This window comes from Bradyrhizobium sp. USDA 3256 (assembly GCF_054058275.1).
The window spans coordinates 5301086-5315269 of the sequence record NZ_JBSSAE010000002.1 but is presented as its reverse complement, the minus strand read 5'-3'; the positions used below and the strand labels follow the sequence as shown (position 1 = coordinate 5315269).

The window sequence follows — 14184 nt, the reverse complement described above, 5'->3', positions numbered from 1 at the left end:
ATGGGTTCTTCCGGGGAACGGCTGTTCGAGGGCGCCGATTGGGATTTCCAGACCTTGCAGCGGGTTCACGACGCCTGCGAAAAAATCGCGCGCACCGAGCTCGGGCTCGACGTCTATCCCAACCAGATCGAGGTGATCACCGCCGAGCAGATGCTCGACGCCTATTCCTCGGTCGGCATGCCGCTGTTCTACAAGCACTGGTCATTCGGCAAGCAGTTCGCGTTCCAGGAAGCGTCCTATCGCAAGGGCCTGATGGGCCTGGCCTATGAGATCGTGATCAATTCCTCGCCGTGCATCTCCTATCTGATGGAGGAGAACACGGCGACAATGCAGACGCTGGTGATCGCGCACGCGGCGTTCGGGCACAATCACTTCTTCAAGAACAACTATCTGTTCAAGCAGTGGACGGACGCCGACGGCATTCTCGACTATCTGGAATTCGCCAAGGGCTACATCGCGGTCTGCGAGGACCGCCATGGCCGCGAGACGGTGGAGCGGACGCTCGATGCCGCGCACGCGCTGATGTCGCATGGCGTCGACCGCTATCCCGGAAAGAAGACGCTCGATTTGCGTGCCGAGGAGAAGCGGGCCGGCGAGCGCCGGCAGCACGAGGAAAGCGTGTTCAACGATTTGTGGCGGACGGTGCCGAACACCAAGGCCAAGAGCAAGGCTACGCTCACGGCCGAGCGCCGCCGCGCGCTGCTCGGCTTGCCGCAGGAGAACATCCTGTATTTCCTTGAGAAGACCGCGCCGCGCCTTGCGCCCTGGCAGCGCGAGCTCATCCGCATCGTTCGCCACATCGCGCAGTATTTCTACCCGCAGGGCCAGACCAAGGTGATGAACGAGGGCACCGCGACCTACGTCCATTACCGCATCATGAGCCGGCTGCATCAGCAGGGCCGGATCACCGACGGCAATTTCCTCGAATTCCTGCAGTCGCACACCAATGTGGTGTTCCAGCCCGAATTCGACGACCGCCGCTATTCCGGCTTCAATCCCTACGCGCTCGGCTTCGCCATGATGCAGGACATCGAGCGGATCGTGAAAAATCCGGAGGACGAGGACCGCGAGTGGTTCCCCGACATCGCCGGCAAGGGCGACGTCGAGGGCGTGCTGCGCGAGATCTGGAGCAACTACCGCGACGAGAGCTTCATCAACCAGTTCCTCAGCCCGGCGCTGATCCGGCGCTTCCGCATGTTCCACCTGCACGACGACCCCGCGGAAAGCCAGGGGATCAAGGTCGACGCGATCCACGACGAGCGCGGCTACCGCCGGGTCCGCCGCGAGCTGGCGCGGCAATACGACGTCGGCTTCGTCGACGCCAATATCGAGGTCATGGATGTCGATCTCGACGGCGATCGTCGCCTGATGCTGCGCCACACCACCGTGAAGGGCGCGCAGCTCAACGAGACCGACGCGCGGCGCGTGCTGCAACACCTCGCCGATCTGTGGTCCTACGACGTCGCGCTGACCGAGATCGACGGCACCGACAAGGTGCTGAAGGAATACGTCGTCAGCCCGCGCGCGGCTGCGGTCGCGGCCTGAGGATCACGCTCTCCTGACATGAGCGCGGCGCGCACCGCCGCGCGGAATGCGAGTCTTGCTCGGTGAACCTTCATGTCTATCGAAGGCTCACATCATGAACATGCCGGCAACATTCCGACTTTGAAAGCGCATGGCGTTCCTATGCGCGAGCGCGATTGCCGGCATGCGGACATCTCGCGAGACGTTCTTGGTGATTGCCTGCGCGCACGCGATGGATAATGTGCGCCGCGTCAAGAAAACCAAGAAAAGGATATGCTCTTGTCAACTCGCTCCCGCCTGGCGGGCTTTCTCGCCTTCACCGCGCTCGCGGCCTCCTTGATCTCGCCGTCCGTGGCAGCCGACACCGCGATCAAAATAGGAAACACCGCGCCCTATAGCGGCCCGGCGTCGGCCTATGGCACCATCGCGCGTGCCGAAGCCGCGTATTTCCAGATGCTCAACGATCAGGGCGGCATCAACGGCCGCAAGATCGACTTCGAGAGTCTCGACGACGCCTATTCGCCGTCGAAGACTGTCGAGCAGACCCGCAAGCTCGTCGAGCAGGACGAGGTGCTCGCGGTCTTCAGCGCGGTCGGCACCGCGCCGAACATCTCGGTGCAGAAGTACCTCAACATCAAGCACGTGCCGCAGCTGTTCGTGTCCTCCGGCGCGACCCGCTGGAACGATCCAAAGCAGTTCCCGTGGACGGTCGGTTTCAATCCGACCTACGAGCTCGAAGGCCGGCTCTACGCAAAATACATCCTGAAGACCAAGCCGGATGCGAAGATCGCCGTCATCACGCCGAACGAGGACGCCGGCAAGGACTATCTGAGGGGGTTCAAGGACGGGCTCGGCGAGCATGTCGGCCAGATCGTCGCCGAGACCACGTATCTCACGACCGATCCCACCATCGATTCCCAGATGGTGACGATGCGCGAGTCCGGTGCGGACGTCTTCTTCGCGGAGGCGACGCCGAAATTCGCGGCCCAGGCGCTGCGCAAGGCGGCGAGCATGGGCTGGAAGCCGCTGACCATCCTGCCGACCGTCTCCAATTCCGTCTCTGCGGTGCTTGAACCGGCCGGTCTCGAGAACGTCATCGGCGTCGTGACCGGCCTCTATCTGAAGGATCCGACCGATCCGCGCTGGGCCAACGATCCCGCACAGAAGGAGTTTGCGGACTGGATGAAGAAGTACCAGCCGAATGCGAGCCCCGGCGACCTCTTCAACGTGCAGGGCTACACGGTGGCGCAGGTCATGACGGCGGTGCTGAAGAACTGCAACGGCGACTACAGCCGTGCCAACATCATCAAGCAGGCGACCAATCTGAAGGCGCTCGAGCTGCCGATGCTGTTGCCCGGCATCAAGGTGCAGACCGAGCCCGACAATGTGACGCCGATCCGGCAAATCCAGATGGCGCGGTTCGACGGCAAGTCCTGGGCGCTGTTCGGCGACGTCTTGAGCGACAAGTAGCCGTCACCAACTCCGCTATCGTCCCTGCCTAGTGCGCAATTGCGCACTAGGCAGGGACAACGCAAAATTTGTTGCCCGTCCTTCACGCCATATTTGTAACAGCAAGTCGGCGACGTCTTGAGCAACAAGGTGCCGTCACCAACTCCGCTGTCGTCCCTGCGAAAGCAGGGACCCATACGCCGCGGCTTCTGTTGTGAACGGGACTCGTCATTCCAGCGTAGCCCGACGATCTGAATCCGTGGTTATGGGTCCCTGCTTTCGCAGGGACGACATGGAGTGTGCTGCCACTGCTCAGCGCAGGCTGGCGTTGATCTTGTCCAGCACGGCCGAGCCGGGGCAGAGCGCCTGTTCGTCCAGCGTGTTGAGCGGCGTCTCGACGGTGTCGAGATGGGTGTGCAGATCCTCGGCGTCCGGATCGACATAGAGCAGGCCAGTGACGATCTGGCCCTTGGCCGCGTGCTTCTGCAGGAAGGTCATGGCGCCGAGGCGATCATGCGGATCGTAGTCGGCGTCGAGCTTGCGCAGCGCCAGCCGCGAGCCGTCATGCTGCTCGACCACCTGCACGGTGCCGGGCGCATAGTCGACGCTGATCGGATCGCGGCCGACCAGCACGTCGAGGCGGTTCACCGCGTCATTGTGCTCGCGGACATAGTCGAAGCTCTTGGTCGAGCCGGCGTGGTTGTTGAAGGCGATGCAGGGGCTGATCACGTCGATGAAGGACGCTCCCTTGTGGCGGATCGCAGCGGCAATCAAGGGAACCAATTGCGTCTTGTCGCCGGAGAAGCTGCGCGCCACGAAGGTGGCGCCGAGTTGCAGCGCGATCGCGACCAGGTCGATCGCATTGTCGGTGTTGGTGACGCCCTTTTTCGACTTCGAGCCGCGGTCGGCGGTGGCGGAGAACTGGCCCTTGGTCAGGCCGTACACGCCGTTGTTCTCGACGATATAGGTCATGTTGACGGCGCGCCGGATCGAATGCGCGAACTGGCCGAAGCCAATCGAGGCGGAATCGCCGTCGCCGGAGACACCGAGATAGATCAGGTCGCGGTTGGCGAGATTGGCGCCGGTCAGCACCGACGGCATGCGGCCGTGCACCGAGTTGAAGCCGTGCGAATTGCCGAGGAAATAGTCCGGCGTCTTCGACGAGCAGCCGATGCCGGAAATCTTCGCCACCCGGTGCGGCTCGATCGAGAGCTCGTAGCAGGCCTCGATGATCGAGGCGGTGATCGAATCGTGGCCGCACCCGGCGCACAGCGTCGAGATCTTCCCCTCGTAGTCGCGGTGGGTATAGCCCAGCTCGTTCTTCTTCAGGCCGGGATGATGAAACTTCGGCTTTGCAATGTAGGTCATGACAGCACCTGCGCTCCCCGCCACGTCATGGCCGGGCTTGTCCCGGCCATCCACGTCTTGGCCGGGAGAAAGGAAGTCGTGGATGCCCGGGACGAGCCCGGGCATGACGGCGGACAGAACAGGTGATCGATCATGTCACGGCCTTGCGGAGAGGGGTCACCTTGAGGTGGTCCTGGTGGTCGCCGATGGCGCCCGCGATGAAGCGCGCGGTGATCGGCGTGCCGTCATAGTGCAGGATCGGCACCAGCCTGACGGGGTCGATGCCGTTCTCGTTGACGATCAGCTGGCGGAGCTGCGCGTCGCGGTTCTGCTCGACGACGTAGACGAAGTCGTGGTCGGCGATGAAGCTTGCGACGCTGGAGTGGAACGGGAAGGCGCGGATGCGCATGCGGTCGAGCTGGTGGCCGCGCGCCTCCAGGATCCCGATCGCCTCGTCCATCGCGGGCGAGGTCGAGCCGAAATAAATCACGCCGTATTTGGTCGGCTTCGCCGCATTGGCCTGCAGCGGCCGCGGCACCATGTCCTGCGCGGTCTCGAACTTGCGCACCAGGCGCTGCATGTTGTCGGCGTAGACCGCGCCTTCCTCGGAATAGCGCGCGTAGCGGTCGCGCGAGGTGCCGCGGGTGAAATAGGAGCCCTTGGTCGGATGCGTGCCAGGATAGGTGCGATAGGGGATGCCGTCGCCGTCGACGTCGAGATAGCGGCCGAAGTCGCGGCCTTCCTCGAGCATCTCCGCCGTCATCACCTTGCCGCGGTCATATTGCTTGGCGTCGTCCCACTTCAGCGGCCGGCACAGCCGGTGGTTCATGCCGATGTCGAGATCGAGCATCAGGAAGATCGTGGTCTGCAGCCGCTCGGCGAGGTCGAAGGCGGCCGCGGCGAACTCGAACGCCTCCGCCGGATCTTCCGGGAACAGCAGCACGTGCTTGGTGTCGCCGTGCGAGGCATAGGCGCAGGCGATCACGTCGCACTGCTGGGTGCGGGTCGGCATGCCCGTCGAGGGGCCGGCGCGCTGGATGTTCATGATCACGGCCGGGATCTCGGCGAAATACGACAGGCCGATGAACTCGGTCATCAGCGAGATGCCGGGACCCGAGGTCGCGGTGAAGGCCCGTGCGCCGTTCCAGGAGGCGCCGATCACGATGCCGATCGAGGCGAGTTCGTCCTCGCCCTGCACGATGGCGTACTTCGCCTTGCCGGTCTCGGGATCGTGGCGGTACTTCTTGCAGTGGCTGGTGAAGGCTTCCGCCACCGACGATGACGGCGTGATCGGATACCAGGCGCACACGGTGGCGCCGCCATAGACGGCGCCGAGCGCGGCCGCGCTGTTGCCTTCGACGAAGATGCGGTCGCCGACCTTGTCGGACTTTTTCACCCGCAGCCCGACCGGGCATTTCAGGTTCTGCAGCGCCCAGTCGCGGCCGAGATGCAGCGCATGGACGTTCGAGGAGAGCAGCTTCTCCTTGCCCTTGTACTGCTCGCCGATCAGCTGCTCGACCAGCTTGGGATCGAGGTCGAGCAGGGCGCAGAGCGCGCCGAGATAGATGATGTTCTTGAACAGCTGGCGCTGCCTGGGATCGGTGTAGGTCGAGTTGGTAATCGCGGTCAGCGGCACGCCGATGACGGTGATGTCCTCGCGGAATTTCGACGACGGCATCGGCTTGGTCGAATCGTAGAACAGATAGCCGCCGGGCTCGATCGAGGCGACGTCCTTGTCCCAGGTCTGCGGGTTCATCGCCACCATCATGTCGACGCCGCCGCGGGCGCCGAGATGGCCGTCTTCGGTGACGCGCACCTCATACCAGGTCGGCAGGCCCTGGATGTTTGACGGGAAGATGTTGCGCGGCGAGACCGGCACACCGTGGCGCAGAATCGAGCGCGCGAACAGCTCGTTGGCGGAAGCCGAGCCCGAACCGTTGACGTTGGCGAAGCGGACGACGAAGTCGTTTACGCTGCTGATCGGGCTTTGGACTGACATGTTGATCCCGCTTGAACCATATCGATGAGGTACTTCTGCATGTCCCAGGCGCCGGTCGGGCAGCGCTCGGCACACAGCCCGCAATGCAGGCAGACGTCTTCGTCCTTCACCATGACGCGGCCGGTCTTGAGGTCGCCGGAAACGTAGAGCGCCTGGTCGTGATGCGGCGAGGGCGCTTTCAGCCGCTGCCGCAAATCATCCTCCTCGCCGTTCTCGGTGAAGCTGATGCAGTCCATCGGACAGATGTCGACGCAGGCGTCGCATTCGATGCAGAGCGGCGCGGAGAACACCGTCTGCACGTCGCAATTCAGGCAGCGCTGCGCCTCGCCAAGCGCGAGCTTGAGGTCGTAACCGAGCTCGACCTCGGCGCGGATGTCCTTCAGCGCGACCACCTTGTCGCGATGCGGCACCTTGAAGCGCTTGTCGGCCGAGATGTCGTTGTCGTAGCTCCACTCGTGGATGCCCATCTTCTGCGAGGAGACGTGCACCTCGGGCAGCGGGCGCTCGTTGATGTCCTCGCCGGACAGCAATCGGTGAATGGAGAGCGCGGCGTCGTGGCCATGCGCCACCGCCCAGATGATGTTCTTCGGCCCGAACGCCGCATCGCCGCCGAAGAACACCTTCGGATTGGTCGAGACGAACGTCTTGGGATCGACCTTCGGCATGTGCCACTTGTCGAATTCGATGCCGCAATCGGCTTCGATCCAGGGGAACGCGTTCTCCTGGCCGACCGCAACGAGCACATCGTCGCAGGGCACAGTCTCGTCCGGCTCGCCCGAGGGCACCAGATTGCGGCGGCCCTTGGCGTCGTACTCCGCCTTCACCTTCTGGAAGGTGACGCCGATCAGCTTGCCGGCCACATGCTTGAACGCCACCGGCACCATGTAGTTGAGGATCGGAATGTCCTCGTGAAGCGCGTCTTCCTTCTCCCATGGCGAGGCCTTCATTTCCTCGAAGCCGGAGCGGACGATCACCTTGACGCTTTCGCCGCCAAGGCGGCGCGCGGTGCGGCAGCAATCCATCGCCGTGTTGCCGCCGCCGAGCACGATGACGCGGCGGCCGATCTTGTCGACGTGGCCGAACGACACGTTGGCCAGCCACTCGATGCCGATATGGATGTTGGCGGCGGCCTCCTTGCGGCCGGGGATGTCGAGCTCGCGGCCGCGCGGCGCGCCGCTTCCGACGAAGATCGCATCATAGTTCTCGGCGAGCAGCTGCTTCAGGCTGTCGACACGCTGGCCGCCTTTGAACTCGACACCGAGGTTCAGGATGTAGTCGGTCTCCTCGTCGATCACGCTGTCGGGCAGGCGGAATTTCGGAATCTGGCTGCGCATCATGCCGCCGGCCTTGGGATCGCCGTCGAACACCGTGCAGTGATAGCCGAGCGGCGCGAGATCGCGTGCCACGGCGAGCGAGGCGGGGCCGCCGCCGACCAGCGCGACGCGCTTGCCGTTCTTCGGACCGGGCTTCGGCAGGCGATGCTTGATGTCGTCCTTGAAGTCGGCCGCGACGCGCTTCAGGCGGCAGATCGCGACCGGATTGTCCTCGACGCGGCCGCGGCGGCATGCCGGCTCGCATGGACGGTCGCAGGTGCGCCCGAGAATGCCGGGGAACACGTTGGACTGCCAATTGATCATGTAGGCGTCGCTGTAACGCCCCTCAGCAATCAACCGGATGTACTCGGGAACAGGGGTGTGTGCGGGACAGGCCCATTGGCAATCGACTACTTTGTGGAAGTAATCCGGCGCCGAGATATCAGTCGGTTTCATTCCTACCTTTGACCCGCGCGAAAATGCCAGACCCGCGCGGCCTTATCGTTGACGACGAACGCTCACGTGGCGTTGTTCTGGTTTTTGAATTGGATCATAGGCTTATCTTATTAGAGCCGTTCCAGAGAAGGCAAAGGCTAAATTGTCCGATCATCAGCTTTCGCGCGGCTGATGCGCGTGTAGCGTTAATCTCGATTGCGTTATGTGGCAGTGCAGCATGATCTGCACCGCCACGCTTGCTTGAGAGAATGTTTTTCGGGAAAGCGCTCCGCACGTTTCCGGATCAGGCTTACCCGCGCGGCAGGTCGCTCTTCGCGATATCCCACAACAGCTTGTAGACGCCGCTGGTGACCACGAGCGGCTTCAAGGCTGCATTGCCGGTGACGCCTGCGGCCGCTGCGGGGAGCGCGCCGACGTCGGTGGCGTCGATCAGCACGAACCAGTCGCCCGCGCCGGGATCGGGTTTCTCCGCATCCGGCGTAAGCGGCTTCGACAGGTCAGGGTCGTTCTCCAGAAGGTGCATCGAGATGATGCCGTCGCGCGAAGCTGGATCGAGTTGCTCCCGCAATGCAGCGCGAAGTTTGTCCGCGCCTTCGGCGGGCGGGCGCAGGCGGATGATACCGAGCGCTGCACCTCTGCCGACGCCGCGGCTGATCGTGATGCGCGCGACCCCGCGGATCATGTTCTGAAAGCGCGCGATATTGGCCTTCGACCAGTCGGTCTGGTTGGCGAGCGCCTTGCGATAGGCCGGGCTCTCGAGCACATCGAAGGTCGCGGTCGAGTAGAGGCTGAGATATTTCGGCTTGCCGTCATGGGCGACGTAGCGGCGGGCTTCCAGGAAGCCGTCGATGGCGACCCGTTCCTCGAGATGCTCGCGGTCGTACCAGCGATTGAATTCAGCTTCGTGCAAGCTGTCGATATCCATCGAGGTCAGCAGCATGCCTTGTCCGGCGATTGGCATCGAGTGCTCCTTTTTTGTTTTGCCTGTTTTATCCGCGCAATATCGCCCGATCGCGTGGAGCAGGGAAGCCGGTTCCCGGCAGCGCAGACCAAGGATTGCCACAATTGCTGCAATCCTGTTCAGCACCGGTTCACAGAGGTAGCATTTCATTCGTTACGCCAACTCTCGAGAAGAAAAGGGACGACCACCATGGCACGCATTCTGTGGGCATTGATCGTCGGTCTGGTGTCGCTCGCCTCGCTTCCCGTGCATGCGCAGGATCAGGAAAAGCGTCTCGCACTTGTCGTCGGCAACGGCGCCTATGAGGCCGGCGCGTTGCAGACCGCCGCGAACGACGCCGGCCTGATCGCGCAGACCTTGCAGGCCGCCGGCTTCGACGTGATCGGCGCGCGCGATCTCGACGGCGAGACGCTGCGCAAATCGTTCCGCGATTTCATCCAGAAGGTGCAGGAGGCGGGGCCCAATGCCGTCGCCTTCGTCTATCTCGCCGGCTACGGTGTGCAGCTCACCGGCGAGAACTATTTCGTGCCGGTCGATGCCAAGATTGCCCGCGACACCGACGTGCCGGTCGAGGCGATCCGCATCTCCGACTACAGCCATCAACTCTCGGCGCTGCCGATCAAGGCCGGCGTGATCGTGCTCGATGCGGCGCGCAGCAATCCCTTCGCCAAGGACGGCCAGCCGCTGGCCGGCGGTCTTGCGCTGGTCGATCCCGATCCGAAGATGCTGATCGGCTTCAATTCGGCGCCCGGCACCGTTGCCCCTGACGGTGCGCCGCCCTACGGGCCTTACGCGCAAGCGCTGGCGGAAATGATCCGCACCGGCGGCCTGACCCTGCCCGAAGTGTTCGACCGCGTCCGCCTGCGCGTCAACGAGATGACCAAGGGCGCCGAGATCCCGTGGGATGCACACAAGGTCGACGCGCCCTTCATGTTCTTCGAGCGCAAGCCGGACGCGCCGCCGCAGCAGGTCGATGCCGGGCTGCGCACCAAGCCGATCCGCGATTTCCCGGCGCAGGATGCCTACGCCGCGGCGCTGGAGCGCGACACGCTGCAGGGCTACGAGGATTACCTGCAGGCCTATCCGGACGATCCGCTGGCCAGGCGCGTGCGCGCGATCGTGGCGGCGCGGCGCGAGGCCATCACCTGGCGGCGCACCTACAATGCCGACACGCCTGATGCGTACTGGTCGTACCTGCGGCGTTATCCGCGCGGGCCGCATGCCTACGACGCCCGGCGCCGGCTCGCCTATCTGTCGGCCGCGCTCGAGCCGCCGCCGCAGTTCACGGCGCTCGACTATGACGTGCCGCCGCCGCCGCCCGACGAGGTCGTCTATGTCGACCGTCCGGTGCTGTACTACAGCGATCCGGTGTTCGACTTCGCGCCGCCTCCGCCGCCGCCGGTGGTCTTCCTGCCGCCGCCGCCGCCGGACTTCGTCGTGCTGCCGCCACCGCCGCCGCCGATCGGCCTGTACGTGCTGCCGACGCCGATGTTCGTGGCGATGCCGGCCTATGTCGCCGCTCCGGCCTATGTCGCGCCGCCGCAGAACAACATCGTGTTCAACAACATCCACAACACCACTGTCATCAACACGGTCATCAACAATCCCAACCCGACGCCGGCGCAGCTCCATGCGGCCGGGGTGACGGCGGCGATGGGCGGCGCGCCGGTGACGGCGGCACCGCGACTGCCGGCCGCGGCGATGCAGCGCGCCAATCTGCCGGGCGCTCCGCAAGGCGTGACGCCCGCGCAAGGTGCGGCGATGGGAGCTCCGCGCGCGGCACCAAATGCTGCCGCGGCACCGAACGCCGCTGCCACTCCGAATGCCGCCGCCGCACCGAATGCGATGGGCGCGCCGGGCACACCGGGTGCGCATACCCTGCCGGGCGCGAAAAATGGACCGCCGCTGCCGCAGTCGGCAACCGCACCGGCCAATGCCATGCAGCATGGCGCTGTGCCGCCGGGAGCCGCACAACCCGGCGCCGCGCAACCGGGGACAAAGCCGAATACGGTGGTGCCGGGCAAGCCGGCGGCTGCCATGGCGCCTGCCAATGCGCAGCCTGCTCCTCCGGCCAAGCCCGGTGCCGCGCCGGCGACAAACGCGCCCGCCTCACCCGCGGCCGCCGGCAAGCCACGTGCGCAACCGCTTCCGCATGCGGCGACCGCTCCGACCGCAAACGTGAAGCCCTCGGCGGCGCCGTCGCCGGCGAACCGCGCGATGTCGACACGGCCGACCCCGGCCGCGCGCCCGGCACCCGCGCGCGCGGCAGTGTCGCCGGCGCCGGTCTCCCGGCCCGCGCCGGCGCATGCGGCAGCTCCGCCAGTCCATGCCGTAGCTCCGCCAGTCCGGGCTGCGGCTCCGCCGCCGCGGCCGGTTGCCCCGCCACCTCGTGCTGCGGCTTTGCCGCCGCGTCCGGCGCCGGCGCCGGCTCCGCGCGCCGCGCCGCCGCCACGGCCGGCGATGCAGGTGCAACACGCAGCGCCGCCACCGCGGATGGCGGCGCCGCCAAGGCCCGCGGCCGCGCCACGGGCAGCGCCGGCATGTCCTCCCGGCAAGTGCAAACATTGAGGGAAGCAAGGGAGCCGGTCGAGTTCTTCACCGGCTCTTGATGTCGAGGGTGTTCCGGCGGCGCTTTAGCGCTTGGCCGCCAGATCCGCGATCGCCTTCATCACGGCGTTGCGGATGCCGGGATCGTAAAGGATATGGCCCGCGCCATCGATGATGCGGACCTCGCTGCCCGGCCAGCGCGCGGCGAGCGCGTGCGATGTCGCGGGCGGGCACAACAGATCGTAACGACCCTGCACCAGGATGCCGGGAATGCCGGCGAGCCTGCCGGCCTCGTCCATCAATTGACGCGGCCGCATGAAGCAATTGTTGGCGAAGTAATGCGCCTCCATGAACGGCGTCGAGGGCAGGGCGCCCGAGGCCTTGAGGTCGAGCCGCGTCTGCTTCGGCGTGTGCTCCGACAACGCGCGTTCGGTGTCGTGCCAGGCGCGCGCGGCCGGCGCGTGCACGGCGGCGTCCGGATCGAGGATGCGGCGATAATAGGCCGCAAGCGGCGATGCGCGCTCGCTCTCGGGCAGGACGTTGAGGAAGTCCTCGTGGAGGGCGGGATAGAAGCGCGGCAGGGCGCGCAGGAAAACGTCGTCCAGCTCCTCGGCTGTGCCGAGAAACGTCGCGCGCAGCACCAGCCCGCTGACCCTGTCAGGATGGGCCTGCGCATAGGCCAGCGCCAGCGTCGCGCCCCAGGAGCCGCCGACCACCATCCAGCGCGCGAAGCCGAAGCGCTCTCGGATCTTCTCCATGTCCGCGATCAGGTGCTGCGTCGTGTTGTTGTCGCGGCTGCCCTTCGGCCGGCTGCGACCGCAGCCGCGCTGGTCGAACAGCACGGCGTGAAAGCGCTCGGGATCGAACAGCCGACGATGATCGGGCTGGCAGCCGCTGCCGGGGCCGCCATGCAGATAGACCGCGGGGATGCCGCCCTCGCGCCCGACGCTCTCGACATGGAGATCGTGGCCATCGCCGACGTCGAGCCATTCCGACGTCAGCGGCGCAAAGGGATCGGCACGCCTCGCGGCCTTGCCGACGTCGGCGTCAGGCGCCATTGCGCTTGTCCTGGGATTCGTTCCGGGGGTCGTCCGTCTCCAGCGTGCCGCCGGCGAAGTTGCGATACAGGAAGCGGTTCTGCGTGCCGGCGGATTCCCGCTCGGCCTGCTTGAAGATCTCCTCGTGTCGCGGCGACAGCGCGCAGGCCGGGTCGGTGTTGCCGGCATCGCCGGTCAGCGCAAAGGCCTGGCAGCGGCAGCCGCCGTAATCGATCTCGCGGAATTCGCAACTCTTGCAAGGCTCCGGCATCCAGCCGGTGCCGCGATAGCGGTTGAAGGCCTCGGAGTTCTGCCAGATCCAGGCGATCGAATGATTCGAGCGCACCGATTCGAATTCGAGACCGGTGATGCTCTCGGCGGCGTGGCACGGCAGCACCTTGCCGGCCGGCGAGATGTTGAAGAACTGCCGGCCCCAGCCGCCCATACATTTCTTCGGCCGCAGCGCGTAGTAATCCGGCACCACATAGTCGATCGCGAGCGTGCCCTTCAGGCGCACCTGGGCTTCCTCGACGATGCGGCTGGTCTCCTCGATCTGCTCGATCGTCGGCATCAGCGCGGCGCGGTTCTTCAGCGCCCAGCCGTAATACTGCACGTTGGCGACCTCGAGCCGGTCGGCGTCGAGGTCGACCGCCATCTGGATGATATCGGTCAGCTGATGCAGGTTCTGCCGGTGCATCACCGCATTCACCGTGAGCGGCAATTCGAGCTCGCGCGTCCATTTCGCGACCTCGAGCTTCTTTTTGTGCGCATCCTTCAGCCCTGCCACGCGGTCGGCGACGCGGGGTTCATTGCCCTGGAAGCTGATCTGCACATGGCTGAGGCCGGCGTCGGCCAGCGCCGAAAGCTTGTCCCTGGTCAACAGCACGGCCGAAGTGATCAGGTTGGAATAGAGCCCGACATCGGTCGCGTGCTGCACCAGCTCGACGATGTCCTTGCGCGCGGTCGGCTCGCCGCCGGAGAAATGGATCTGCAGCACGCCGAGCTCGGCAAGCTCGCTCAGCACCTTCTTCCATTCGTCTGACGTGAGCTCGGTCGAGCCGCGGTCGAGCTCGACCGGGTTGGAGCAATAGGGGCATTGCAGCGGGCAGCGGTGGGTGACCTCGAGGAGCACCGCGAGCGGGATGCCGTAGGTCTCGGCTGCCGAGCGCGTTTGTTCGAGCACCGCGAGCCCGTCGGTTGGGCCTGCTGTCGTCGTCTTGTTGTCGGCGAGCGTGTCACTCATGCTGTGCTCTCGCGCGCTTCGGTGAGAAAACCCTTGTCGGCCAGATCCTGCAGCATCGCGATCACGTCGGTCGCGATCGCCTCGCGTGGGGCGGCGTATTTTTCCGCGAGTTGGTCCACCATCTCGGCGACACTGCGCACGCCGTCACACAGCTGCAGTACCTCGACCGCGATGTCGTCCGGCGCCAGCACGCGCTCCGGCGCCAGGATAACCCAGACCTGCCGCGTCTCGTCGAATTTCAGCTTGGTATGGCGCGGCAGTTTCGGCCGGCTGGTCTCGCTGACATTGATGTTGCGGCTGGCCATGAT

Annotated in this window: 10 protein-coding genes; 3 read left to right on the top strand and 7 right to left on the bottom strand. The window is 65.3% G+C overall.

Annotated elements, in window-relative coordinates:
• The gene (locus ACVWY5_RS27085; RefSeq protein ID WP_028332674.1) at nt 1-1545 is read left to right on the top strand and encodes a SpoVR family protein; all 1545 of its coding nucleotides are present in this window, start codon (nt 1-3) and stop codon (nt 1543-1545) included.
• 252 nt (nt 1546-1797) lie between these two features.
• Nucleotides 1798-2994, top strand: coding sequence for an ABC transporter substrate-binding protein (locus ACVWY5_RS27080; RefSeq protein ID WP_038377248.1), 1197 nt, complete (start codon nt 1798-1800; stop codon nt 2992-2994).
• 291 nt (nt 2995-3285) lie between these two features.
• Here the strand turns inward: ACVWY5_RS27080 and ACVWY5_RS27075 are convergent, their stop codons facing one another.
• From ACVWY5_RS27075 to ACVWY5_RS27060, 4 genes are all read right to left on the bottom strand, one after another.
• A complete protein-coding gene (locus tag ACVWY5_RS27075) occupies nt 3286-4341 on the bottom strand; it encodes a 2-oxoacid:ferredoxin oxidoreductase subunit beta (protein ID WP_028332672.1) in 1056 nt (351 codons plus the stop codon).
• Between the two features lie 130 nt (nt 4342-4471).
• Nucleotides 4472-6319, bottom strand: coding sequence for a 2-oxoacid:acceptor oxidoreductase subunit alpha (locus ACVWY5_RS27070; RefSeq protein WP_028332671.1), 1848 nt, complete (start codon nt 6317-6319; stop codon nt 4472-4474).
• Nucleotides 6289-8088: an FAD-dependent oxidoreductase gene (locus ACVWY5_RS27065; protein ID WP_028332670.1), complete on the bottom strand. Its 1800-nt coding sequence runs from the start codon at nt 8086-8088 to the stop codon at nt 6289-6291. Before ACVWY5_RS27065 ends, ACVWY5_RS27070 begins: the two co-directional genes overlap by 31 nt.
• Nucleotides 8089-8377: 289 nt before the next feature.
• Entirely contained in the window at nt 8378-9049 is a 672-nt protein-coding gene (locus tag ACVWY5_RS27060; RefSeq protein WP_028332669.1) for a DUF4286 family protein, read from the bottom strand.
• A 189-nt stretch (nt 9050-9238) separates the two neighbouring features.
• Between ACVWY5_RS27060 and ACVWY5_RS27055 the strand changes: the two genes are divergently transcribed.
• Nucleotides 9239-11617, top strand: coding sequence for a caspase family protein (locus ACVWY5_RS27055; RefSeq protein ID WP_028332668.1), 2379 nt, complete (start codon nt 9239-9241; stop codon nt 11615-11617).
• A gap of 65 nt (nt 11618-11682) precedes the next feature.
• Here the strand turns inward: ACVWY5_RS27055 and pip are convergent, their stop codons facing one another.
• The 3 genes from pip to pqqD are packed head-to-tail and all read right to left on the bottom strand — an operon-like array spanning nt 11683 to nt 14181.
• Nucleotides 11683-12654, bottom strand: a complete 972-nt coding sequence (gene pip, locus ACVWY5_RS27050) for a prolyl aminopeptidase (RefSeq protein WP_028332667.1) — start codon at nt 12652-12654, stop codon at nt 11683-11685.
• Complete coding sequence (gene pqqE, locus ACVWY5_RS27045; RefSeq protein ID WP_028332666.1) at nt 12644-13876, bottom strand: pyrroloquinoline quinone biosynthesis protein PqqE; 1233 nt, start codon at nt 13874-13876, stop codon at nt 12644-12646. Before pqqE ends, pip begins: the two co-directional genes overlap by 11 nt.
• A complete protein-coding gene (pqqD, locus tag ACVWY5_RS27040) occupies nt 13873-14181 on the bottom strand; it encodes a pyrroloquinoline quinone biosynthesis peptide chaperone PqqD (RefSeq protein ID WP_028332665.1) in 309 nt (102 codons plus the stop codon). The genes pqqE and pqqD overlap by 4 nt, the downstream gene beginning before the upstream one ends.
• Between the last annotated feature and the right edge of the window lie 3 nt (nt 14182-14184).

Excerpts from the sequence above, each read along its gene's own strand:
- ACVWY5_RS27060 (WP_028332669.1), bottom strand. The coding sequence starts at position 9,049 with ATGCCAATCGCCGGACAAGGCATGCTGCTGACCTCGATGGATATCGAC.
- ACVWY5_RS27085 (WP_028332674.1), top strand. The coding sequence starts at position 1 with ATGGGTTCTTCCGGGGAACGGCTGTTCGAGGGCGCCGATTGGGATTTC.
- pip (WP_028332667.1), bottom strand. The coding sequence starts at position 12,654 with ATGGCGCCTGACGCCGACGTCGGCAAGGCCGCGAGGCGTGCCGATCCC.
- ACVWY5_RS27065 (WP_028332670.1), bottom strand. The coding sequence starts at position 8,088 with ATGAAACCGACTGATATCTCGGCGCCGGATTACTTCCACAAAGTAGTC.
- pqqE (WP_028332666.1), bottom strand. The coding sequence starts at position 13,876 with ATGAGTGACACGCTCGCCGACAACAAGACGACGACAGCAGGCCCAACC.
- ACVWY5_RS27075 (WP_028332672.1), bottom strand. The coding sequence starts at position 4,341 with ATGACCTACATTGCAAAGCCGAAGTTTCATCATCCCGGCCTGAAGAAG.
- pqqD (WP_028332665.1), bottom strand. The coding sequence starts at position 14,181 with ATGGCCAGCCGCAACATCAATGTCAGCGAGACCAGCCGGCCGAAACTG.
- ACVWY5_RS27080 (WP_038377248.1), top strand. The coding sequence starts at position 1,798 with ATGCTCTTGTCAACTCGCTCCCGCCTGGCGGGCTTTCTCGCCTTCACC.
- ACVWY5_RS27055 (WP_028332668.1), top strand. The coding sequence starts at position 9,239 with ATGGCACGCATTCTGTGGGCATTGATCGTCGGTCTGGTGTCGCTCGCC.
- ACVWY5_RS27070 (WP_028332671.1), bottom strand. The coding sequence starts at position 6,319 with ATGTCAGTCCAAAGCCCGATCAGCAGCGTAAACGACTTCGTCGTCCGC.